This is a genomic window from Intestinimonas massiliensis (ex Afouda et al. 2020) (assembly GCF_001244995.1).
In the GTDB taxonomy this organism is placed as follows: domain Bacteria; phylum Bacillota; class Clostridia; order Oscillospirales; family Oscillospiraceae; genus Intestinimonas; species Intestinimonas massiliensis.
This window is the reverse complement of record NZ_LN869529.1, coordinates 1442675-1465094: the sequence shown is the minus strand read 5'-3', so window position 1 is coordinate 1465094 and position 22420 is coordinate 1442675. Positions and strand designations below refer to the sequence as shown.

The window sequence follows — 22420 nt, the reverse complement described above, 5'->3', positions numbered from 1 at the left end:
TTTCTATGGTCTATTCCTCGTCGGTCAAGATAAACTCCCGTTCGGAAAACTCGCTGTCCGTCATGGCTTGCAGCTTGCTCACCGCTGCGGCGGCAAGCTGGCGTATATCCTCGTCCATATAGGGCATGGCAGAGTTGATATTATCAATCGTCCTTTCCCGGCTGTCCTCGGCGTAAATCGCAATTATGTTTTCTTCCTCTATGGTAAAGCGGATATTCATGCTATCAAACCTCCAAATCCTTTTTATGTTCTTTCTGCTTATCTTTCGGCTGCTGCGCCGCCTGTTTCTTATACTCGTCCAGCTTTTTCAGAATAGAGGGCTTTTTCTGCGGCTGCTCCCGTTTCTCGGCCTTTACCGCTTTCGCAAGGTCGGTAACGGAAATCGCTTCCCCCGCCTTTGCCCGCTGCTCCAAATCTGCGACGGTGGGGGCTTGCGGCGTGTTATTGATAAGCCCGTCAAAATTGTTGTCGTTCTGCTCTATGGTGTCCTCGACGTGCTTTAAGGGATTATCCCGCTGCGGCTGCTCGGCGGCTATGGCAAATGCCTGTGTGCTGTTCCCCATAATGAGATACTTCCCATCCTCCGACGCATGGTGAAAACCAAAGCCCGCCGCTTCGATCTGCTCCCGGCTCATATCGGTAATATGAAAATTGCCCCTCGGCGTTCTGACGGTTTCACCCGTCATAAGGCTTTCGGGGGTCGCTTCCGGCTGCTGCTTTTCAAGCTGCCCGTCCTTATAGGAATACCCTTGCGCCGCGATTGCTTCAAGGGTCTTACCCGTAACGTCGCCATAAATCCGCTTGTCTGCGTCAACCAGTATTTGCAAGGTGTCTTTTACGGTGTCGGATAGGGCTTGCTGCTGTTCGGGTGGCAGCTTGTCAAATATGGGGGTCTGCTGCTCCTGCAAAAACTCCGGCACTTGCTGAAAACCGATACTGTCTACATAGTGGGCGGTGTCCTCGCCGTTCTGATGAAGCACGACAATGTCCGAAACGGAAAGGCTATGCCCCTTGAAATCGGCGGGGTGGTCGATATTAAACTTTTCCCAAATGCCGCCCAGCGTCATATCTTTTGTAAGCGGCGCGGTATAGACGAGTTCATAATTTGCCCGGTCAACGGTATGCCCCGTCGCTTGCAGACGGTCGTAAGGCTCAAAGCGCAAGTCCCTTGTTTCGTCCCCGCGCTTTAACTGAAAAATGGAAAAGGTGTCGCCCTGTTCCTGCTCGGCTTGCCGCTGCTGCTGCAACTCGGTAAAATGCCCCTCAATCTCGGTAATGAGTTCCTTTGCGGTGGCCTGTATCGTTTCAAGGGACGCTTTTAACTCGGTCATTTCCTTGCCGCTGCTCCAACCCGCCACATAGCCGAAAGAGTAATCGGAAGTATCAAGGCCAAAGTGCTGGCAGACGGTGTAAGCGACGCTTTCCGCTTCTACCTCGCGGGTATGGCGGTCAACGCGGTTTTGCTGCTCCGGCGGGGCGTTCAAGTCTACGTCGTGCAGCTTCGCATGGGCGATTTCGTGAATGGCGGTCTTTACCGCCTGTAATTCGCTCACGCCCTCTTTGATTGCAATACGCTTGTCGGTTAGACTGAAATACCCATTTGCGCCGTTTGTAATCTGTTCAAAGGCAATCGGGACGGGGGACGCTTTTTCAAGGGCTGCGAAAAAGTCCTCGTACTGCTCCACATCGGCAAGCAGCGGTTTAACGGAAAGGTCGGGAAACTCCTTGCCCTCGGTCTGTGAAATATCAAAGACGGTTATAACCTTAAAGGCGGGAACGGTGATTTCCTTTTCTTCCTTAATCGCTTTTCCCTCGCGGTCAAGCATGGGCTTTCTCGTTTCGGGGTCGATTTTGTCAACCAGCTTTTTCACCTTGTAGGGGGCGGGGGCAAAGATTTTAATGCCTTTCTCGCCTTTCTTTACATGGCGGTCAAACTCCTTTTCCCATTGACGGAAGCCCATTACCAAATTGCCGCCTTGCATGGCAATCAAAATCGTATTGTTCAGACTGTAATCATGGAACTTTGACATAGCGGTTAGAAACTCTTTGTAGCGGTCGCTGTCAAAAATCGCCTGTACGCCCTGTTCCAAACGGGCGGTGATTTCCTTTACCTTGTCGCCGGGCTTTTCAGAAGTAAGGATAATGGGGACGACGGGGCGGGGCTGCTGCGGCTCGTCGGTCTGTCCGGCTGCTTGCTGCGTTTCGGCTGCGTCCATAAAGGCTTTGTCCTGTTCGCCGCGCTCCGGCTGCGGGTAACTCATAATCTTGTATTCTTCCGGCACTTCGCGCCCCTCAAACTGCCGTTCCCACTCGTCGCCGCTTTCCACAATATAGCCGTATTCGGTAAACGCGCCCTTTTCCTGTGCGGCGGCGTTCCTGCCGAAAGTAGTAAGGTCAATGCCGCCTTTCCATTCTTCGGGCATTTGTACCATGCCGGATTGATTTAAGTAGTAGTCGCCTAAATCGCGGTGGGTATGTACTTCGGGGATATGGACGTAAAAATCCACGTTGTAGGTGAAGTCGATCACCTGTCCGATATTTGCAAGCCCGTTTTTCTGCTGCAAAGCTGCGTTCAGCTTGCCAACCTCGGCGGGGTCAAGCTGTTCCAGCCGCGCCGCAAGAAAATTGAGTTCGTCCACGTCGGCGGCGCATACCATTTCATAAGGCAAGGCAATATGTTTTTCCGGGTCGTCGGAATAGCCGCGAATGGAAAAATCCTGCGGGTTGTCGGCGGTAATACCGACGCTCTGCATAGCTTCATGTAACTGCTCCTTTGTGGCGGGCATATCCAGCCAATAGCCGCTGGGGTCGCCCGCTTCAAAGCGGCTGCGGTTGCCTATCATAATTGAAAACTGTCCGTCCATGTGTTCACGCTCCTTTTCCTGTACGGTAGCTTCGGGGATAGCTGCCGCCTGTTGCTGCTGCGGGGGTTCCTCGCCCTCTATGGTGTAGTCCGGCATGAGCTGCCCGTTTACTTTGAAATACTCGGCGTACTCCTGCGGGATAGGCGGGGAGATTTCCGTAAACAGGCGGTCGTATGCTTTGATACGCCCATTCAGATACTTTTCCATAGCCGCCTTATCGGGGAAAACTTTTCTGTCCTGTCCGGCGATCTTCGCTTGCCCGTTCCTGTTCGGGCTGTTGGTGTAAACGCCCCATGTAAGGGAATAGGAATACGGGACGCTTTGCTGCTTTTCCCGGTCGTATCGGGTATTCTCGTAAATGTAGTAATTCATCTGATAGACCCGGTTGCTGCGGGTATGGCGGTTATACTCGTTTTCCCGCCACTCGTTAGCGGTGTGCTGGACGTGCGGCGTTCTCACATATTCAAGTGCTTTGTCGAGCAAAAGCGTTTTTCCCGCCTGTTCTTCCCATGCAGCGGCGCGTCTTGCAAGGTCGTCAAAAACCGCCTGTTCCGCTGCCGCGCTTTCCTCGCGCATGGAAAGTAACTGCGCAATCGGCAAGGAAGTATAGGGGGCAATATCCCCGTCCTTTGCTTCAAAATATATCCGGCGGTCTATCCGCATGGTTTCGGCGGCTTCTAATTTGTCATGGTCGTATGAGGAATACGGCATATTATTTCATCACGTCCTTTCTCGGTTTTTAAGGGTTTGGGACTATCCCAACAAGCAAAATCCCCGCAAATCTCAAAGAGAAATGCGGGGATTTCTCGCAAACGGGTACTCGTTTGCTGTGCTTGCTATGTAGTTGTTTTACTCCGCAAACGCCTGTTTCTCTCGCTTTGGGCTTTCTGTCTGCGGCGTATCTTTACCGCGCAATCGGGGCAGTATTTCGCCCGGTTGCTGCCCGCTGCAAACGTGCTGCCGCATACCGCGCAACGCTTCAAATCGGTTTCCCCGCTGCGGGTGATCTGTTCGCATAGCTGCCTGTCGGCGGGTAATACCGCTTCGCGGAAATAACGGCATAGCAGCGAATAGCTGATACTCTGCACACAAACGCAAGTTTCCCCGTCGTCCAGCAGCAGACAATTCCCGCAATCGTTGTTTGCACAAGCGGCGCGGGTCATTTTCTTTACGGCGCGGTATTGCTTTTCATCAAGCCTAATCATTTTCGGTTCTGCTCGACGCGGAAGTTTACATACTTGCCGCCTGTGTCGGCAAGCAGCACAACGCCGTCAAAGGTCTTTCCTGTCTTGGTGGAGTACATACCCTTGATTTTTACCTTTCCGTCTTTCAAAAGGGCGGCGGCAATCGCCTTCGTGAAAGCCTTTTTGCGCTGCTCAAAAAAGCGGTCATTCTTCCACATCACAAAGCTGCAAGCCCTGTCGGAACAATAAAAGTTTTTCTTGCCTTCGTAAACCGTCGCGCCGCAACGGGGACAAGTGCCGATTGCTTCCCGCTGCGGGGTAAACAGCTTCGCTTTATCCTCGGAAATCGCGGAATAGGTTTTGACAAGCCCCGCTGTCATTTCCTCAATCCCGCGCATGAAATCGTCCGGGCTGTCGCTGCCCTTTGCAATCCCGGTAAGGCGCGTTTCCCATTCTGCCGTAAGCTGCGGGGACGTAAGGCTTTCGGGCAGAATGGCGACAAGGTTATACCCGTCCTTTGTGGGGATTAGCTTCTTGCCCTTGCGCTCGGCAAAGCCCGCTGAAATGAGTTTTTCAATGATACCCGCCCGCGTCGCGGTGGTGCCTAATCCCTTGCGCTCCGCGTCCTCCGGCGTTTCCTCCTTGCCCGCGCTCTCCATAGCCGAAAGCAACGTATCTTCGGTAAATGCCTTTGGGGGCTGCGTGTAACGCTCGGAGATCTCCGCTGTCGGATTGTCAAAGGTCTGTCCCTCGGTAAGAGGGGGCAAAACCGCTTCCGGCTCTGCGTCCTCGTCCTGTTCCCCGGACGCGGCGCGGGATAGCCTTTCAATCTCGCGCCAACCCTCGCAAAGCGTCGTTTTGCCCTTTGCGGTAAAGGCATAGCCGCCGCAAGTGAAAACCGCCGTAACTGCTTCATACTTATAGGGCGCGGCAACGGCGCAAAGCAGTTTCGCGCATACAAGGGTCATTAGCTTTTTCTCGCTCTCGGCAAGGGGCGCAAAACCGTTTTTCAAAAACTCCGCTGTCGGCAAAATGGCGTGATGGTCGGTTACTTTGCTGTTGTCGCAAATCCCTGTAAGGTCGGCTTGCAGCTTCACGCCCTGCATAAAGGGAAGCAGAGAACAAAGCCCGGTAATGAGTTCCTTTGTGCTGCCCTCCATATCGGAAGTGATATATTTGCTGTCGGTGCGGGGATAGGTCAAAAGCCGCTTTTCATAGAGGGCTTGCGCATAGTCAAGGGTCTGTTTCGCCGTAAACCCATACAGGCGGTTTGCTTCCCGTTGCAAGGAAGTAAGGTCAAATAATTTCGGCGGGGCTGCGGTCTTTTTCTCTTTTTTGAGGGAAGTACAAACGGCCTGCGATTTCTCGCAAGCCGCTTTCATCTGCCGCGCCGCTGCTTCGTCGTCCTGCCGCTGTGAAAGGGCGGCAACGCCGCCAACGTCCAGCCGGACGACATGATATTTCTCTTTCTTAAAGCTGCTAATCGCATAGTCGCGGTTTACCAGCATAGCAAGGGTGGGCGTTTGCACTCTGCCGACATTCAGCGTTTTGTGATAGAGGATAGAGAAAAGGCGGGTCGCGTTAATGCCAATGAGCCAATCGGCCTTTGCTCTGCAAAGCGCGGATTGATAGAGGTTATCATAGCCGCGCCCGTCTTTGAGGTTTGAAAAGCCCTCGCGGATTGCGCTTTCCTCCATGCTGCTAATCCAAAGGCGGGAAAAGGGCTTTTTGCAATTTGCCTGTTCATAGACAAAGCGGAAAATGAGTTCCCCCTCGCGCCCGCTGTCGCAAGCGTTGACAATCTCGGTAACGTCGCTGCGGTGCATAAGGTCTTTGAGAATGGAAAACTGCTGCTCCTTGCCGCTGGCAATAACAAACTGCCACTCCTGCGGGACAATGGGGAGATCGTCATACTTCCATTTTCGGTACTGCTCGTTGTAGGTGGCCGCGTCCGCAAGGCTAATCAAATGCCCGATACACCACGACACAAGGTAGCCGCTGCCCTCAAAATATCCGCTGCGCTTTTCAGCCGCGCCAAGTACGGCGGCAATCGCCGCCCCGACGCTCGGTTTTTCTGCAATTACAAGTTTCATAGATGTTCGTCCTCCTGCTCGGTCTGTTCGGTTTCGACTTCTTCCGTTTCCTCGTCGTCCTCGTCAAAATCAAGGTCGTCAAGGCTGCTGCCGCCTTTTGCCGCGTCCTTTTTGGGCTTCAAAATCTTAAAGTAGTAGAACGCGCCGCCGCCCGCTGCGGCAACAAGCAGCACGACAAGCAGAATACCCATGCCGCCGCCTTTTTCTTCCTCCTGCGGCTGCTCGGTTTCTTCCGGCTCCGGCTCGGCTTCCACACCTGCGCACTCGCCCATGTTGACGCTGCAAACCGGGCAATCGGTGTTGACGCTTCCGGCAATACATTTTTCGGTGCAGCTACAAACGGGGGCTTCGGTCTGCCCGTCCTCCATAAGGGCGGTTAAATCCGCTTCGTCCACCTGGTTAAGGAAATGGACGGTGTTTTCCCCGTCCTCGGCGCGGTCAATGATGATGTAAAAATAGTTGCCGCTTTTGGTAACGACGGTGATAAACTGCTTGTCGCCGGACGCTTCCCCCGAAATATCGTCCACAAGGGACATATTCCCGTCAGGGGTAAGGGGCTGCGGCTCATAGCCGCCCGTCGTTTCCTCCGGCTCGGTTTCCGGCGCGGGCGTTTCCTCGGTTACGGGGGTAGGCGGCAAGTCGCTTTCATCGCCGCCGCCCGCGTATGCGGTAACAGAAAAGCCGCACATGACAACCAGCGCGGCAAGCAGTACGGTAAACGTTCGGATTAGATTTTTATTCTTCATCGTCGCTGTCCTCCTGTTCGGTAGGGTAGGCCGCTTCCGGCTGCGGCAAGGTGATTTCGCCGCTGGCGTAAGCGGAAAGGAACGCGGCAAGCTGCGTCCCGTCAAGGTGTACCGCCTTTACCATTTGCACGATCTGCGCGTTTTCTTCCTCGGTTTTCTGCGCTTCAAGGTCTTTCAGCTTCTTTTGCTGTTCAAGGATTTTCGCCCTCGTTTTCTCAATATCCCTTTCGATACGGTCAAGTTTCGTATTTGCCATAAAATAAACTCCTTTCAAAGTCAGTTGTAATGTAGCCGCCCATAGGCGTAAAAATGGGATTGCCAATAGCTTGTATCAAGTTTTGCGTATTGTATCGGGTCGCCACAATGCAGCATGACGGGGCTTCCGTCCCCGTCCTCGCCAACATAGATACCCACATGAGATACCCCCGGCGTGTCGTATGTACCCGTAAAGAAAACCAAATCCCCCGGCTGCGGGTTGGAAACGCGGGTTGAAATGTTGTAAAGCCCCTGCGCCCCAAGTCTGCCCGTATTGTATAAGCCGCTGTTCGTCAGCACATAGCTAACAAAACCGCTGCAATCAAAAGAGGTTTCCGGGCTGCTGCCGCCCCACACATAGGGAAAGCCGACGTACTTTTCCGCTTCCTCAATGAGCCGCGCAAACTGTTCATCTTCCAGATAGGCGGGCGGGATTTCATAATCTGCTGGCGGGTGTTCATAGTATTTTGAGATATAGCCGGATTGCGGGAAAAGGTCGGGTCGGTTTCCAAGCGACGACATATACATAGCGTACATGGATAGCTGTTCCTCGCCCATAATGTAAACGGGGACATGGGAAAGGTTGAAGTTTTCCAAATCCACATGAAGAATGTAATAGTTATAGGGTACTTCAACGTCGTACTCGTTGCCCTCGCTGTCCGTCCGCGTTTCGGTGCGGTAGCGTACCTCGACTTCCTCCGTAACCGTCAAGATATACTGTTTATCAAAGAGCATTTCAAGGGTGCTTTGCGCTTCATCGAGAGTAAACACGCCCTCATGCCAAGCGGAGAGGATAGAGATTAGCACATAAGGGTCATGCTCGATCTCGTCCGCGTTCACCCGGTATTCGTCGTAGCCGGGGTATTCGCGCTCGATGTTGTCCAGCATATCTTGTAACTCTGCTTCCATAGCGGCATACGCGCTTTCTGCGCCTGTAATATCCGCGTCCTCGGAGAGATAGGACGACGCAATCAAGCCGCTGCCGCTGTTGCCGCCGAACAGAGAGCAAGAGGACAAGCCGCCGAAAAGCAGCAGCACGATAAAGGCAATCCCGCCCACAATCAAACAGCCTTTCCAATGCCGGACGACAAAGAACGTCGCCCGTTTGGTTTCCTGCGCCGTTTTCTTCGCCGCCTTTGCGGTGGCTTCGGCGGTCTTTTTCACCTTGCCGCCTGTTTTCAACGCCTTTGCATACTGCTTTTTAATGCGTTGCTTTTGCCAAAAACGGGAAATCGGGTTGGAGTGCGCAAGGGCGGGGTTATCGTGCAGCGCCTTTTGATAGAGGAAATCGGCGTTTGCCTTTACCGCCTTTCTCTCGGCTGCCGCCGCTGCCCGGTAGGGTTTCAGCTTGTGGCTGCGTATGCCGCGTTTTACCGTCCGCGCCGCCATGCCGCCCGCTTTCTCGCCCGCAAGTTCTACCCGGTGCCCGCTTTCCACACCGACGTTTTCTTTCTCTACCTCGTAGATTTTCCCATGTACGGTGCTGTTTAACTCCTGCGCCGGACGGGATAAGGGGTTATGACGCAACTTGCCGTTTGGGGGCTTATCGGTCTTTTCAAAGGAAAGGCGCGTCTTTGCCTTGCCTTTCGCTTCGTCAAAAACGCGCTCTTTCTTGATTTTGGTCTGCTTGGGGATAGCCGCCCGCGCCGCGTCTAAACGGTCTGCCGCTTTCTCGGATTTACGGATAGCTTTCTGCAATTCCGGCGTTGCCCGTTCCGCTTCGGAAAACTGCAAGCGGGAAGTATGGGTCTTTAGCTGCGCCGCGTCAAGGGCTTTTTTCTCTGCGCCCTTTGCCGCTTGCCGTTCAACCTCTGCGCCGATACGGTCAACAGCCTTTTCTGCCGCTGCGGTAGGGGCTTGGGAATAGTTTTCCTCCTGCGGCCTTTCGCTGATACTCGTTGTTTCGCCCGTCGTAAGGTTTTCCGCAACCGCCCCGTCGCGGGTCATTTTCTGCGTTACCTTGTCCGGGGCTTTCAGTTCCTTGTTCAATCTTCATCACCTCCAATCCGCTGTTTTGCAAGGGTGCAGTATTCGGGGTTTAACTCAATGCCGATATAGCGGCGGGAAAGGTGCTTTGCCGCCGCTGCGGTGGTGCCGCTGCCTAAAAAGGGGTCAAGGACAATCCCGCCCACGGGACAGCCCGCCAAAATGCACGTTTCCGCAAGTTTGGGCGGGTATGCCGCGAAATGCCCGCCGCGATAGGCAACGTTGTTGATCTGCCAAACGTTGCGGCGGCTGCGGACGGGGGAAATCATCTCGTCGGCGTATGCGCCCTTTTCGCGGGGGCGGTTGATTTTCTGCGGCTGGTTCTGCCCCGGAACAGTAACGCTGTATTTGTTGCCTTTGCCAACGCCGCTTTTCAGCCGCCCCGCCGTTGCGGGGGCTATCGGCTCGGCTACTGCTTGCCAATCGTAGTAATATTTCTTCGATTTGGTGAGTAGAAACACATACTCATAGCAGCGGGTCGGACGGTCTTTACAGCTTTCCGGCATGGGGTTTGTTTTGTACCAGATGATAGAACTGCGCAAATACCAACCGTCGCCCCGCAAGGCAAGGGCTACAAGCCACGGAACACCGATTAGGTCTTTGGGCTTGCAGCCGGGGGCGCGGTGGTTTACCGCCACTTGCTGCCCGTTCCTGCCTTTGGGGTATTTCGGGTCTTGGTGGCCGGCCTTGCTGCCTGTGCCGCAATAAGTGTCCGCGATATTCAGCCAACAAGTGCCCTCCGGCGTAAGCACCCGCTTTACCTCATGGAAAACCGCCGTAATGCGGGAAACGTATTCCTCCGGCGTTGCTTCCCGCCCGATCTGCCCGTCTGCGCCGTAGTCCCGCAAGCCGTAGTAGGGCGGGGACGTTACGCAACAGTCAATACAGTTTTCCGGCAAGGTTTGAAGCACCTGCAAGCTGTCGCCGCAATAGATTTTATCCGTTTCTATCCTCATGCCGACACCTCGCCGGGCTTGGTTTATTAAATGAGTTACGTTATTCAAAGAGTTGAATACCCCCTTTCAGAATCAACAGTTTTTTGCATTCTTCTTGAATAACAATGTGTAATGAAAAAACTCCTGTATACTGGTGTTGTGTCGACCCAACGCCAAATTTACAGGAGGTTTTTTAATGGAAAAACAGCATAATTTTTACGATTTGTCAGCTCATTTGCGTTTGTTGCTGGACACAGAATCTTACAGCAAAAGCACAGTCAGAGACATGGAGTTCATCCTGAGTGCTTTTGCAGATTTCATGGCTGCACATTCGTTGGAAAACTATACCCCAGAAATTGGGGATTGCTTTGTTCGATATTGCGAGCAGGATCTTCAAGTATGTGCTTCCCGCGTTACCAGAGCAAAAGTCATTGTACGCAAACTGAATCGTCTGTATCAGGGGTTAGATGGGAGAACTGCCCTATGGGGAGAACGAACATCTCCCATGAATATCCCGGATGGTCTCAGCGATTCCCTAAATGCGTATATTGATCATTGCCGCAAAAATGGGAATAAAGAGACAACAATTCATTATCGGCAGTGGATTTGCGGAAAATTCATGCAGAATCTGGCTGAACTTGGATGCACAAAAATTGAGGATGCCAGCGGAGAGCTAATACAGTCCGCTTTCCTAAAACTGGGGTTTTCCCGATACTGGGATCGCATCGGTCCCTTTTTAAGGTTCCTCTTTGAATCTAGGTTCTTGGCACAGGATTATTCAAAGCTCATCCTCCACAGGAGGAGCCATACACCGCATCCAACAGTGTATTCACCAGAAGAAATTTCTGTTGTCGAGGATTCGGTAGACCGAAATTCTCCCTCGGGAATTAGAAATTTTGCAATCATCCTGCTGCTATCCCGATATGGAATTCGGGCCTGTGATATAGCTGCACTGTCTTTTGAAAATATAGATTTCCAAAACAACAGAATCCATTTTACGCAGCAGAAAACAGGTGATCCATGGGAAAGTGAATTGTTTCCAGAGGTAAAAGCTGCATTACAAGATTATATCCAAAATGTTAGGCCCCATGTTCCTGGCTGTTCGCAGATATTCATTACCCTAATGATTCCATATAAACCGATTGATAGCTTTGCGATAAATACAATGGTTTGGGATTTATTCGGTAAATCTGACGTTGCGGTTGCAGACAGGAGGCATGGAAGCCGTGCTTTCAGATCTTCCATTGCGAGCAACATGATTAACGACAGGGTTTCAACAGAGGTTGTCCGAAGGGTTTTGGGGCATGGTACAAAACACGCCCTTAAGCACTACGCCAAAATTGATGTTGAAAGCATGCGGCTTTGCCCTCTCCCTGTACCGGAGCCAAGCGGATCTTTTGCGCAATTACTTTCGTGGAAGGCAGGTGAAGACCGTGTTTAACAGTTCTCTTGCCCAGGAAATGGTATCTTTTCTGGAACTCAGAAAAATGAGCGTATCCGAAAGTACTGTTTCGCACGAAAAGAGTGTATTACGGTTACTGGACCAGCACCTTCTTACGCATGACTTTTGCGGTAAGGAATTAAGCGAAGATATCCTTGATTCGTGGATCTTAACACTCACAGGAAAAAGCAAAACAGTAAAGGAGAAAGTAGCAGTCGCCAGAGGGTTCGCAAAATATTTGAACACTCTGGGTCACAGTTCTTTTCTGCCGCAGCTTCCCAAAGTGAAATCCGACTATATTCCGTACATTTACTCGGATGAAGAGCTTCTGTAAATCATGCACTACGCCGATAATCTTATGCCAAAGCGTCCCAATGAATGCAGTGATTTTCTGCATCTGAAAGTACCAATGGCCATTCGCATTCTTTATGGATGCGGAACAAGATTGGGCGAGACTATGGCATTACAGAGAAAAGATGTGGATTTTAAGGCTGGTACAATATTTCTGCGTAAAACAAAATTCTCAAAGGAGCGCTTGATTCCTGCCCATGAATCATTGATGGAGATCTTGGAACAGTATTGTCTTGCTCTGGGAATCATGGATAAGCCTGACGCATATCTGTTTCCGGGCAGAAAACCCGAACACCATTTTACCTCACGGCAAATGGATACATGGTTTTCTGAAATTCTCCGACTTGCCAATATTGACCAAAGAAACAAGCCTAAAAACGAGCGTAGTGCGTGTATTCACTGCTTCCGCCATTTGTTTGTTCTAAAGTCGATGCAGCAACTTGAAGCCGCTGGACATCCCGTTGATTTGAATGACCTGCTTTTGCCAACATATCTTGGGCATGAATGTCTTATCGACACCGATAAATATATGCGTTTTTCTGGTGTGCAGGTTCCTGAATCGTTGGATGCCTTTGAAGTATTTACAGATGGATTGATTCCGTTCGTGGAGGTGCCATATGCGGAGGAGTAATGCCGAATTTGAATTTCTGAGTCTCCTCGGAAAGTTTTTCACAGAATACCTTCCCATCTCCATGAATGCCAGCCCAAATACCATTTCATCTTATAAATGTGCATTCCGGCTGCTATTCCAGTATCTGAATGAGGAGACAGATATAGAGACAGGGCACGTTACATTTGAAATGCTGAATTTCGATCTGCTCACTAACTTTTTTGACTGGTTAATATCGGTCCGGAAGAATGGCCGAACTACAGCAAAGCAGCGAATGGGCGCATTGGCCTCTTTTGCGGAATATGCTCAGAACAGAAATTTTGAAGCAGGATATATTTTCCACAGCAGTTTGGCACGGATTGCTAAGAAATCCTTCCGTAGAGTGAAGGGAAAGCAACGCAGCTCCTTTACCCGTGAAGAAATAGCAATCCTCCTGAGCCTTCCAGATACCACAGAAATACTTGGATTGCGTGATTTGGTTCTGCTATCTGTAATGTATTCCAGTGGAGCAAGAGCGCAGGAAATATGTGATCTGACAGTAAAAAACATTACACATGATGAAAAAGGAAATGCAATTCTTACTCTTACTGGCAAGGGTGAGAAAACAAGGCGGGTAAAAATAACCGCTGATGCTACTCGACTGTTGAACCAATACATTAACTACAGAAAAATAAGTAACCAACCAAATCGACACGTCTTTTTCAGCCAGAGGAATGAGTACTTGTCGGTTCCGGCTGTTGAGGAAATTTTTACAAAATATATTACAAAAGCTAAAGCCGCACATCCGGATAAATTCTGCAATGGGCCGTATACACCCCATGTTATGCGGCATACAACAGCCACACATTTGATTGAAGCCGGTGTGCCCGTAGCTATTGTTAAAAATATACTTGGTCATGCGTCGATACAAACAACGCAGATTTATGTAGAAATTTCACAGCAGACCGTAGATCGTTCAATGGAGGAATGGAATGAAAAATGGTTTTCCAAAAACAAACCCAATGAAGCAACATTGCCGCCGACAAAGGACTCCATCCCTGAGTTCTTGCGGTGATGATATTTCGTTATTCGAGAAGAATGCTGAGAAACCCCATGTCACAACGGGGTTTCAATTCTTCTCGAATAACAATAGTTCTTTAATAAACCAAATTATCTGAGATCTCGGATAACTTCGTCGTCATCACGCGATAGAGTTCTGTGTCCTGCGGGAAACGGTCAATAAAGGGCAAAATCACGTTGCCGTAGAAAATAAGCCCCTCGCCTGCGTCGGAATGGGTTACATAGGTCATTTGCTGCTGCGAAATGTTAAGCTGCTTTGCAAGGATTTCCCGGTCGCCCTGCGCTTGGTTGAGCATATACACAAAATCGCTGTTTTCAAAAACGTTTGAAACTTCTCTACTCGTCAAAAGGTCTTTGACGTTCTGCGTGATACCTGTCGGAATACCGCCCCATTTCCGAAAACGCTTCCAAATCTCGACGGAATAGGCGGCGGTCTGTTCCTCCTTCAAGAGCAAATGAAACTCGTCGATGTAGTACCGCGTCGCCTTGCCCTCGCTGCGGTTGAGCGTTACGCGGTTCCACACCTGGTCTTGGATAATGAGCATACCGACTTTTTTAAGCTGGGTACCGAGTTCCTTAATGTCAAAGCAGACAAGGCGGTTGTGAATGTCAACGTTTGTGCGGTGGTTAAACAGGTTCAAGCTGCCGTTTACATACAGTTCCAATGCCGACGCGATACGCTGCGCTTCCTTTTCCGGCTGCTTCCTAATCTCATTGTAGAGGTCGCCCAAAACCGGCATATTTTCCGGCTTCGGGTCTGCAAGGTAGCTGCGGTACACGCTGATAACAGCGCGGTCAATCAAGGTCTTTTCAACGGCTTCCAGCCCGTTTTTGCCGCCCATAATGAGTTCGCAAAAGGAAAGGATAAAATCGCTCTTTAAGGCTATGGGCGTGTCGCCCTCGCTGTAATTGAGGTTAATATCCATCGGGTTGATGTACTGTGTGCTGTTCTGCGAAACCTTGATAACCTGTCCTTTCAGCCGTTCCACAAGGGGGTAATATTCGGCTTCGGGGTCGCAAATGATTATGTCGTCCTGCGTGATAAGGAAAGCATTGGTGATCTCGCGCTTTGCCGAAAAACTCTTTCCGCTTCCCGGTGTGCCGAGTATCAAGCCGTTAGGGTTTTTCAGCCGTTTCCTGTCGCACAAAATCATGTTGTTGGAAAGGGCGTTTAAGCCGTAATACAACGCTTCGCCGCTTTGGAACAGCTCTTGTACCGTAAAGGGGACGAAAATAGCGGTGCTGGAAGTCGTCAAGCCCCGCTGGATATGGATTAAGTTTTCCCCCAACGGGATAGAGGACATAAGCCCCTGTTCCTGCCGGTAGTCAAGGCGGGTGAGCATACAGTTATATTTCTGCGCGATACTTGCGGCCTGAAATACGTCGTTATCCAATTTCTGCTTGGTGTCCGCGATATTCAGCACAAGCAAGGTAAGTAAAAACATTCGCTCGTTCCGGCTCTGCAAATCCCGCAAAAGGTTTTTCGCTTCGCCGCCATAGGTGGCAAGGTCGGACGGGATTATATCCATGTCGTAGCCGCTGCGGATTGCCTTTTTCTGTTCCTCGATTTTCATACGGTCAAGGTCGGTTATCTTGCGCTTAATGGTCTTGATCGCTTCGTTGTGGTCGATACTCTGAATGTGCAGATTGACGACAATCCCGTTTTCCGCTTCCATAAAGTCGGCAAGCATACGGTCTGAAAGTTCCGGCGCGGCAATCTGCAAAAAGGAAACCGCGCCAAACTTGCCGCCCATTTGGAACATACGCCCGTCGCCAAAGCGGAAAGAGGACGGGGCGATAAAATCCTTGACGGATAGGCCGCTTGCGGGTAGCCATTCCCATGCAAAGTTGAAGCGTTCCCCGTCCGGGTGGAACAGCCCATGCAGCACTTCAAGACGCTGCTTCCCGTCCAGCACCCGCGCCGCCGCGCCCATCACCTTAAAATGGTTGAGGGTGTCCGTTTCGATACGGGCAAGCCGCGCCCGCGCCGATTTAATATCCTTTGCTTCAATGGTAAAGGTGAGAAACTTTGTCTTGATAAGCCCGTTGTTGCCCCGTTCAAGCTGCGTTTGCAGCATTTCGGTATATTCGGCTCTGATACTGTCAAAGTCGTCATTCTGCGGGGCAATCGTGATACTGCTCTTGAAATCCTCCTTGTTCGCATGGCGGCTGATTAAGGAAAGCTGCACGCCAATGGAAGCGTCAAACGAGTTATACATATCGCAAAGGGCTTCAAAAATGGCGGTCTTATCGTCCGGCTGCGCAAGCTGATAGTTGATGTCCTCAAACTCAATGCACTTGGAATACCGCCCGTTTGCAAGGCGGCAAATCCCGTCCTTATACATTCGCTCAAACGGTATGCTATCCTGCGCCGTATGGGGCTTCCCGTCGCCCTTTGCCTGCCGGATAAGCGCGTCGATCTGTTTCTTTTCCTGCCGCGTAAGTTTACGCTTTTCGTTTTGGGTCTTTCCTTTTTCCTTTGACAATCGCCCGTACCTCCTTATCTAATCGCTCCTGCCGCGCAAGGGCGGCATAAAAATTGTTGGTCTGATAAGGTCGCTCTTTGGGGCGAAGAAACTTCACTTCCACAAATTGCCGTATAATCACTTCCAGCGGTTGCCCGTTCTTCTCATACATGGCGAGTAGGAACATAGGCAGCATGGCAAGCACCATGCACAAAGCCGCCGTTGTCGTTCCCGCGCTGTCCTTTGTCAAAAAGAATAGCGGTAAGCCGATAGCCACCGCCGCGCCGAAACAAATTAGCTGCCGTTTGGTAAGGTTAAACATTACCTTGCTCTTGATTTTCGTTAAATCCTTTGGGACGGTTACATACGCCATTTCAAATCTCCTTTCGGCTCGGAATATAATCTTCAAAACGGGGAACAGCATAGAAAAGCCGCTTGTTGTTTACCCACCGCTGCAAATGGCGGGTAACGGGCGGGGCGGTTGGACGCTCGTAAATCATCACATAAGGGTCAAAGCCCATAGCCCGCAAGGTGTTCACGCGGTATAAATCCTGCTCATGGGTGCTGCCGTAGTTGGTAAGCACATACACGCGCCGCTGGCGGCTGCTCTTAATGGCGGTCAAGTCCAAAAATCGCTGGAAATGCCCGGTCAAGTCCTCGTTGGGGTTGTCCCATGCGAAGTGTACCACCTTTGTCCTCACGCGGTTTAACAAACTGATATTGTCCTTGTTGATAAGTCGAATATCCAGCCCTTGCGAAAAATCCACCCATGCGCGGCTCTGTATAAGCTGCTCAATGAGTTTTTCATGGTCGGGACAGGCAAGCAGATTAGCGTCCATTAGCTTGATTTCCGGCTGCCATTTCCAAAACTCGGATAAATCCGCAACCTTGACGCTTTTGCGCCCCTCCTTGCCGCTGACAATGCAAAAACCGCAATTCCTCGGACAGCCCCGGCTCAAAAAGCCGTAGGCAATCCCGAAAAACTGCGGGTAGATTGCATAATCCGGGTAGCTGTGTTCCACCTCCGGCGGCAAGCGGTTTTTCGTATCGTAGCCCGTACCGCCTAAAATAACCTGTTCCGCGTTGGTAACGGTTATCGTGTCTTTGGAGTAGGTGTCGGTAAAGACGCGGCTTTTATACACAAGGTCGTACCGCCCCTTTGCGTTCCACCATTCCACTTTATGCCCCCTTGCTTTGTGATACGCGGACAGCTTCATCAAGCAGAGGTTGGGGAAATTATGGCTATCCACGTCGATTAAACCGATTTTCAAACCATAGCACACCCCCTTAATGCGCCGAAAAGACGCTCTTTGCAAGGCTTCCCGTCTTGAAAAGCGTGAAGCACAAGAGGACGGTATAGCCCATGCAAGACCAGATCGCGCCGGAAATGTCGTCGGTTGCTGCGATTGTCTGTATCAAAACCGCGTAAATGCCGACGCACACAAGGATTAAAAACGCTTGGAAACCGAGGGCAAGCAAGGATTTCAAATAGTTCTGCCCCATGCCGCCCCATTCGTGATTTACCATTGTCGCAACGGGGATAGGGGCGATACTCGTTACAAGGTATATTTCAATCATGCGCCCGTACACAACCAGCATAATGCAGATAGAGAGGGCTTTCATGGTAAGCCCTACAAAAAGGGATTGAAACCATAGCCCCAAAAGCCCGCCGACACTCATAGCTTCCAGCTTTGTTTCTATATCGGTGATAACGGTTGCAATATCTATGCTTGTGTCGGATATGATAACGCCCGCGCTGTCGTTGACGACGCTTTGCGTAATATCGAAAACACCCATGACGATGTTCCAAGTATTTGTTACCAGCAGCACCGCGACAAAGGTTTTGAAAATCCACTTGAAGAAAATCCAAGTGTCGAGATCGTGCAGATTGTTTTTCTCAATCACAAGCTGGATTAGTTCGTAGCACATGACAAAGGTAATGATAACGCCCGCAATCGGCACAATGACGTTTTCCGAAAGGCTGCGTATCATATTGAATATGCCCGCGTTCCACCCGGCGGGGGTCGTGCCGACTTGCGACGCGATTTCGCCAACCTCTGTGTTTACGCTGTCAAACAGCCCGGAAAGGTTTGATAAAATCCCGTCTGTCAATATGCCCCGGAACCAATCTTCAATCATCTGCCATATCAAAAGCTAATCCCTCCTTTCCCGCGCCCTCCCGTTTCCGAGAGGGCGCGGTGGGTAGTGTTAGTTTGTGGCATTATCCGAACAGGCCGGAGAGCAGCGGGACAAGGGTAAGTCCAATGAGGGCAACGCCGCCGCCCGCCATCAACTGCTTCATGCCCTGGCTTTTTTGCACCTGGGTTGTCGTTGCCGTAGCCCTCCATGAGGTTAATGCCGCCCCAAATGCCAAGTCCTGCGCCAAGCGCGATTACCAAAGTCTGCAATACGTCAACTGCGCTGTTGAAAAACTCCATAGAAACCTCGCTTTCTGCCGCTAAAACGGCTCAAAAAATGTTGTTGGAAATAAAAATGCCGCCGTTACGTTTCGGCGGCTGCGTCCTCGTCGGACAAATCTATTTCGTATATGTCAAAGGGTTCGTCCGGCTTTACGATTGCCGGACGGGTAGACATATACCGTTCAACGTCGAAAGCGTTTTTCTTGTCGAAGTCGGAAAGGTATTTGTAGTTCGGGTGCTGCGTTATATCGTATTTGTCGCTGAAAAAGGGACGCACACCGCGCAACTGCAAAATACATTTTCCTCCGTCCATAACTGCGATTTCGTCCTGTGTCATCAACTCCTTTCCCAATTTTTGATAATTGAGGCCATGAGAAACCTGCGTGCCGCGATTTTCGGAAGTGTTGAAACTGTCGATTGTTTCCCGTCCCAAGTTTTCCGAAATATCCTTTGCATTTTTCCCGCGCCCTCCCAAAAACAAGGTGCTGTCGGCATTGTCCAGTATGATTTCTGCCGCGTCCTTGTAAATGGCTTTTAGCTGGCTCTGCGATTGCAGAATGATAGAAGCCGAGATTTCCCGGCTGCGGATTGTAGCAATGAGTTTTTCAAACTGCGGGATTTGGCCGATGTTGGCAAACTCGTCCAGCAGACACCGCACATGGACGGGCAGTTTGCCGCCGTATTCATCATCGGCCTTGTCGCAAAGCAAATTGAAAAGCTGCGATTGCAGCATAGCGATAACAAAATTAAATGTGCTGTCCGTATCGCTCATTATGAGAAAAAGCGCGGTCTTTCTGTCGCCTAACGTATCAAGTTCTAATTCGTCGTAGGACATGAGATCGCGGAGTTCCTTTATATCAAAGGGGGCAAGCCGCGCACCGCAAGAAATGAGGATTGATTTTGCTGTCTTGCCCGCCGCTAATTTATATTTTCGGTACTGCTTCACCGCGAAATGGTCGGGGTCGCGTTCCTCCAAGTCGGCAAAGAGCAGATCGACGGGGCTTTGATATTCCTCGTCGTCCTCGCGTGCTTCACTGGCGTTGATAAGTTCCAACAGGGTAATAAAGTTCATTTCCTCTGCGGGGGCTTCGTACCAGATATATCCCACCAACGCACAATACAAAAGCCGTTCTGCCTTTACCCAAAAATCCTCCGCGCTTTTTTCGCCCTCACCTTTGGTATTCGCTATCAGCGTGTTTACCAGCTTCAAAATATCTTTCTCGCTGCGGATATACACAAAGGGGTTGTAGTGCATGGATTTTTTGAAGTTAATCGTATTCAGTACCTTAATGCGGTAGCCCGCCCGTTGCAGCAGCTTCCCGCACTCGATTAGGACGGTGCCTTTCGGGTCTGTCAAGACGTAAGAGGAATGAAGCTGCATTAAATTAGGCTTGACGAAAAACCTTGTTTTTCCGCTGCCGCTGCCGCCGATCACGACGACATTTTTATTTCTCGCGTACTTCGGCTGTTTCGGGCGGCTGTTCATGGTAAGCCGTTCCGTCTGCGTCAAAATGATGTTGTTTTGAAACTCCGGGTCTATGTAGGGCTTAATATCTTCGGCGTTGCCCCAACGTGCGCTGCCGTACTCCGCGCCCTTGCGGTATTTCTTCGCGTTTTTCCCTTTGACATAGACAATCAAGCGGATAATCACCGCGCCGACAATGCCAACAAGCAAATCCAGCGGGTAGACGCTCGGCAAGGCGTTTGAAAACGCTTCGGAAAATCCCTGTGTGATATTCAGTATCTTTTCGGAAATATCCGCGCCGGGGGCAAGGCGCACCGCCTGTCCGACTTTATCAAAGAGATAGACAAAGAACACATAGGGGATATTCGGAAGTACCAGCTTTTTGTAGTTTATCTGCTTCATATCTCGCGCCCCCTGTCCATTTTCTTTACCTTGTCGCGGGCGGCGTTAAGCTGCTTTGCTTTGTCCTTTGCAGCGGCAAGGGCTTTGCGGATAGAGGGCTTTTTATCCCGGTTCAGCTTCTTTGCGGAAAACTCTTGAAACGCTGCGGTCATAACGTCCGCGTCCCGGCCTTTGAAAAACACAAGGTAACGGGTCTGTTCGCCCTTAACCTTTTTCAGCGAAAAATCTATGTTGTATTTCTTCGCCGTACTTTCAAAGGCTTTGATATTCGCGTCGGTGATCTCGATGTTGGAAACGCCCGCGTTCTGCTTCATAAGCTGCCGCATGGTCTGTTTCCCATGCGCGGGCTTGCTTTTCTGCTCCAAAAACTTTTGGATTGCTTTCTGCAACGCCTGCTCGGTAAGCCGCGCCGCGCCTTTTCCCACTTTGACGTATAGGGCAATCGTTTTTTGGGTTACTTCTTCCTGCAAGGTATCAACTCCTTTCCCGGTAAACTGCGGCTATGCTCATTCGCCGCCGTATAAGTCGTGATTGACAAGGGCGGTATAGTAGCTGTCAATGGTACTCGGCGCGTTGAACAGCACCGCTTTTAGATACTGCTTGATGTTGCGCACCTTGGTTGTGTTTTCCTTCATGCAATCCAAAATAAACTCAATATGGCTGCTGTTCAGCTTCATAAACTTGGATTTCACCAGTTCGGCGGGGTAGTCGTCCCCGGCGATACGGATTGTCTTTCGGGCTGTGCAGACGGTTTCCAGCATAAGGTCAACAATCTCATTTAGGCGGTCTGCGTCGATGTTGCAGTTTTGAATGAGATGGTCGTATTCGATATTGTCCTTGATAATCTCCCTGTAAATCTCTACTGCGCTATTGCTTTTCGCTTCCGTTCTTTTCCTTTCCGGCGGCGTAGCCGCTTCGCCCTGTGCAAAGGGCAAGGGGTTTGGGGAATGGAAAGGAATGGAATGGGTACTTGATAAATCAGTAATTGATTGTTCATTACTTGATATATCTTTATTTAATTGCGTTGGATTTTCCAACGTAGGCTTTTCCTGCGTAGGTTTTTCCAACGTTGGATTATCCAATGTTGGATTTTCCAATGTAGGTAAATCCAATATAGGCGGCTGTTCGCCGCTGGTAGGCTGTTCGTCGCTGGTAGCTGCTTCCGGCTCTCGCGGCTGTGGCTGCTCATATATGACGTAATCCGCGCCCCGCAAGCGTCCTTTCTCGTCGCGCTCCCGGCTGCGGACGATATACCCGGCTTTTTCAAGTTCTTTTACCGCTTCGCGGATTGCGTCGATCTTCTCCCGGTTGATATGGGATAAGCCCGCAAGGGTATAGTCCCAATCCTCCGGCAAGGACAACATTTGCGAAAGCAAGCCCTTTGCCTTTAAGGTGAGTTCCTTGTTTCGCAAGTGGTGGTTGCTCATAACGGTATATCCCGTATTGCGTTCCACTCTGAAAACTGCCATGTTTCATCACTTCCTCTCTTGGTCTGCGTGGAATATTAGAAAGCCGTTTTCGGCGGTTTTGGTATTGCAATATGCCCTCTGCCGTTTTCGCGTCTGCAAAGCCGCATAACACAAGGGTTTTTACCCGTCTATTTGTCCATGCTGGGGGCGTTTTCCGCGTCCTCTTGCCGGGACAGTAGGGACACTCTTTGAAAACGCAAAACTCATACTTCCACCCGGGGCGGTAGAAACGGCAAGTGCCGCAATCTTCATCATCTCCGGCACAGCCGGATTGATAACGGTCAAATCCCGGCTTCTGCTGCATGAGCAGTTCAAACGCCCGCTGCTTACCCTTTGTGAAATACATTCCGGCTGCGCCTCCTTTCCTGCGGGCATAAAAAAACGCCACAACTTATTTCAAGCTGCGGCGGCATATCCCTACCCACTTAAAAACGCCATATCAAGGCTTGTCCAACCTTGCTACGGCGTTTTAGGTGTAATCATAGGGGCTGTTTAATTGTCTTTAAGATAGCGGAAAGCCGCATGGTTACGGCATTTTCCTTGTTGTGCATATATTGACGGAGCAGTGGCGCCCGTGGCGCCCGTCGCGCCGGTGGGGCCAGTGGGGCCGGTAGGACCGGTGGCGCCCGTGGCGCCTGTCGCACCGGTGGGGCCGGTAGGACCCGGTCCTACCGG

At 50.8% G+C, this 22420-nt stretch carries 19 protein-coding genes and 1 pseudogene; 4 read left to right on the top strand and 16 right to left on the bottom strand.

The window, feature by feature from the left end:
- Nucleotides 1-10 precede the first annotated feature (10 nt).
- The 8 genes from BN2154_RS10890 to BN2154_RS10860 all read right to left on the bottom strand — a co-directional run bounded on the left by BN2154_RS10890 (nucleotide 11) and on the right by BN2154_RS10860 (nucleotide 10084).
- Nucleotides 11-220: a transposon-transfer assisting family protein gene (locus tag BN2154_RS10890; RefSeq protein WP_050618805.1), complete on the bottom strand. Its 210-nt coding sequence runs from the start codon at nucleotides 218-220 to the stop codon at nucleotides 11-13.
- A gap of 4 nt (nucleotides 221-224) precedes the next feature.
- Nucleotides 225-3575, bottom strand: coding sequence for a YodL domain-containing protein (locus BN2154_RS10885; protein WP_050618804.1), 3351 nt, complete (start codon nucleotides 3573-3575; stop codon nucleotides 225-227).
- A 125-nt stretch (nucleotides 3576-3700) separates the two neighbouring features.
- Nucleotides 3701-4069: a cysteine-rich VLP domain-containing protein gene (locus tag BN2154_RS15445; RefSeq protein ID WP_094762482.1), complete on the bottom strand. Its 369-nt coding sequence runs from the start codon at nucleotides 4067-4069 to the stop codon at nucleotides 3701-3703.
- Nucleotides 4066-6141 (bottom strand): type IA DNA topoisomerase, encoded by a 2076-nt coding sequence (locus BN2154_RS10880; RefSeq protein ID WP_050618803.1) that lies wholly within the window; start codon nucleotides 6139-6141, stop codon nucleotides 4066-4068. Before BN2154_RS10880 ends, BN2154_RS15445 begins: the two co-directional genes overlap by 4 nt.
- Complete coding sequence (locus tag BN2154_RS10875; RefSeq protein ID WP_050618802.1) at nucleotides 6138-6887, bottom strand: DUF4366 domain-containing protein; 750 nt, start codon at nucleotides 6885-6887, stop codon at nucleotides 6138-6140. The genes BN2154_RS10880 and BN2154_RS10875 overlap by 4 nt, the downstream gene beginning before the upstream one ends.
- A complete protein-coding gene (locus BN2154_RS10870; RefSeq protein ID WP_021738981.1) occupies nucleotides 6877-7143 on the bottom strand; it encodes a DUF4315 family protein in 267 nt (88 codons plus the stop codon). Before BN2154_RS10870 ends, BN2154_RS10875 begins: the two co-directional genes overlap by 11 nt.
- Nucleotides 7144-7163: 20 nt before the next feature.
- Nucleotides 7164-9089 (bottom strand): C40 family peptidase, encoded by a 1926-nt coding sequence (locus tag BN2154_RS10865; RefSeq protein WP_438819145.1) that lies wholly within the window; start codon nucleotides 9087-9089, stop codon nucleotides 7164-7166.
- A 38-nt stretch (nucleotides 9090-9127) separates the two neighbouring features.
- Nucleotides 9128-10084 (bottom strand): DNA-methyltransferase, encoded by a 957-nt coding sequence (locus tag BN2154_RS10860; protein WP_050618800.1) that lies wholly within the window; start codon nucleotides 10082-10084, stop codon nucleotides 9128-9130.
- A gap of 175 nt (nucleotides 10085-10259) precedes the next feature.
- Here BN2154_RS10860 and BN2154_RS15440 point away from each other — a divergent pair, with 175 nt between their 5' ends.
- From BN2154_RS15440 to BN2154_RS10845, 4 genes are read left to right on the top strand one after another with little or no spacing between them, the layout of a single operon-like run.
- Entirely contained in the window at nucleotides 10260-11504 is a 1245-nt protein-coding gene (locus tag BN2154_RS15440) for a tyrosine-type recombinase/integrase (RefSeq protein ID WP_094762481.1), read from the top strand.
- A gap of 46 nt (nucleotides 11505-11550) precedes the next feature.
- Nucleotides 11551-11838, top strand: a complete 288-nt coding sequence (locus BN2154_RS16085) for a hypothetical protein (RefSeq protein ID WP_094762480.1) — start codon at nucleotides 11551-11553, stop codon at nucleotides 11836-11838.
- Between the two features lie 3 nt (nucleotides 11839-11841).
- Entirely contained in the window at nucleotides 11842-12486 is a 645-nt protein-coding gene (locus BN2154_RS10850; RefSeq protein ID WP_094762479.1) for a tyrosine-type recombinase/integrase, read from the top strand.
- Nucleotides 12473-13519 carry a tyrosine-type recombinase/integrase gene (locus tag BN2154_RS10845; protein ID WP_050618797.1) on the top strand — a complete coding sequence of 349 codons (1047 nt, stop codon included), beginning with the start codon at nucleotides 12473-12475 and terminating at the stop codon, nucleotides 13517-13519. The genes BN2154_RS10850 and BN2154_RS10845 overlap by 14 nt, the downstream gene beginning before the upstream one ends.
- An 82-nt stretch (nucleotides 13520-13601) precedes the next feature.
- Here BN2154_RS10845 and BN2154_RS10840 read toward each other — a convergent pair whose 3' ends face one another.
- The 8 genes and pseudogenes from BN2154_RS10840 to BN2154_RS10810 all read right to left on the bottom strand — a co-directional run bounded on the left by BN2154_RS10840 (nucleotide 13602) and on the right by BN2154_RS10810 (nucleotide 21745).
- On the bottom strand, nucleotides 13602-16010 hold the full coding sequence (locus BN2154_RS10840; RefSeq protein ID WP_050618796.1) for a VirB4-like conjugal transfer ATPase, CD1110 family: 2409 nt from the start codon (nucleotides 16008-16010) through the stop codon (nucleotides 13602-13604).
- Entirely contained in the window at nucleotides 15970-16362 is a 393-nt protein-coding gene (locus BN2154_RS10835; protein ID WP_050618795.1) for a PrgI family protein, read from the bottom strand. The genes BN2154_RS10840 and BN2154_RS10835 overlap by 41 nt, the downstream gene beginning before the upstream one ends.
- 1 nt (nucleotide 16363) lies before the next feature.
- Nucleotides 16364-17260: a radical SAM protein gene (locus tag BN2154_RS10830; protein ID WP_195892341.1), complete on the bottom strand. Its 897-nt coding sequence runs from the start codon at nucleotides 17258-17260 to the stop codon at nucleotides 16364-16366.
- A 16-nt stretch (nucleotides 17261-17276) separates the two neighbouring features.
- Nucleotides 17277-18140 carry a VirB6/TrbL-like conjugal transfer protein, CD1112 family gene (locus BN2154_RS10825; RefSeq protein WP_050618793.1) on the bottom strand — a complete coding sequence of 288 codons (864 nt, stop codon included), beginning with the start codon at nucleotides 18138-18140 and terminating at the stop codon, nucleotides 17277-17279.
- Between the two features lie 70 nt (nucleotides 18141-18210).
- Nucleotides 18211-18427: pseudogene (locus tag BN2154_RS15430) on the bottom strand (Maff2 family mobile element protein).
- A gap of 64 nt (nucleotides 18428-18491) precedes the next feature.
- Complete coding sequence (locus BN2154_RS10820) at nucleotides 18492-20276, bottom strand: VirD4-like conjugal transfer protein, CD1115 family (protein ID WP_050618792.1); 1785 nt, start codon at nucleotides 20274-20276, stop codon at nucleotides 18492-18494.
- Nucleotides 20273-20746 (bottom strand): PcfB family protein, encoded by a 474-nt coding sequence (locus BN2154_RS10815; protein WP_050618791.1) that lies wholly within the window; start codon nucleotides 20744-20746, stop codon nucleotides 20273-20275. Before BN2154_RS10815 ends, BN2154_RS10820 begins: the two co-directional genes overlap by 4 nt.
- A gap of 36 nt (nucleotides 20747-20782) precedes the next feature.
- Nucleotides 20783-21745: a DUF6017 domain-containing protein gene (locus BN2154_RS10810; protein WP_050618790.1), complete on the bottom strand. Its 963-nt coding sequence runs from the start codon at nucleotides 21743-21745 to the stop codon at nucleotides 20783-20785.
- Nucleotides 21746-22420 lie beyond the last annotated feature (675 nt).

Coding starts and splice junctions, on each gene's coding strand:
- BN2154_RS10890 (WP_050618805.1), bottom strand. CDS start 220: ATGAATATCCGCTTTACCATAGAGGAAGAAAACATAATTGCGATTTAC.
- BN2154_RS10885 (WP_050618804.1), bottom strand. CDS start 3,575: ATGCCGTATTCCTCATACGACCATGACAAATTAGAAGCCGCCGAAACC.
- BN2154_RS15445 (WP_094762482.1), bottom strand. CDS start 4,069: ATGATTAGGCTTGATGAAAAGCAATACCGCGCCGTAAAGAAAATGACC.
- BN2154_RS10880 (WP_050618803.1), bottom strand. CDS start 6,141: ATGAAACTTGTAATTGCAGAAAAACCGAGCGTCGGGGCGGCGATTGCC.
- BN2154_RS10875 (WP_050618802.1), bottom strand. CDS start 6,887: ATGAAGAATAAAAATCTAATCCGAACGTTTACCGTACTGCTTGCCGCG.
- BN2154_RS10870 (WP_021738981.1), bottom strand. CDS start 7,143: ATGGCAAATACGAAACTTGACCGTATCGAAAGGGATATTGAGAAAACG.
- BN2154_RS10865 (WP_438819145.1), bottom strand. CDS start 9,089: ATGACCCGCGACGGGGCGGTTGCGGAAAACCTTACGACGGGCGAAACA.
- BN2154_RS10860 (WP_050618800.1), bottom strand. CDS start 10,084: ATGAGGATAGAAACGGATAAAATCTATTGCGGCGACAGCTTGCAGGTG.
- BN2154_RS15440 (WP_094762481.1), top strand. CDS start 10,260: ATGGAAAAACAGCATAATTTTTACGATTTGTCAGCTCATTTGCGTTTG.
- BN2154_RS16085 (WP_094762480.1), top strand. CDS start 11,551: ATGAGCGTATCCGAAAGTACTGTTTCGCACGAAAAGAGTGTATTACGG.
- BN2154_RS10850 (WP_094762479.1), top strand. CDS start 11,842: ATGCACTACGCCGATAATCTTATGCCAAAGCGTCCCAATGAATGCAGT.
- BN2154_RS10845 (WP_050618797.1), top strand. CDS start 12,473: ATGCGGAGGAGTAATGCCGAATTTGAATTTCTGAGTCTCCTCGGAAAG.
- BN2154_RS10835 (WP_050618795.1), bottom strand. CDS start 16,362: ATGGCGTATGTAACCGTCCCAAAGGATTTAACGAAAATCAAGAGCAAG.
- BN2154_RS10820 (WP_050618792.1), bottom strand. CDS start 20,276: ATGAAGCAGATAAACTACAAAAAGCTGGTACTTCCGAATATCCCCTAT.
- BN2154_RS10810 (WP_050618790.1), bottom strand. CDS start 21,745: ATGGCAGTTTTCAGAGTGGAACGCAATACGGGATATACCGTTATGAGC.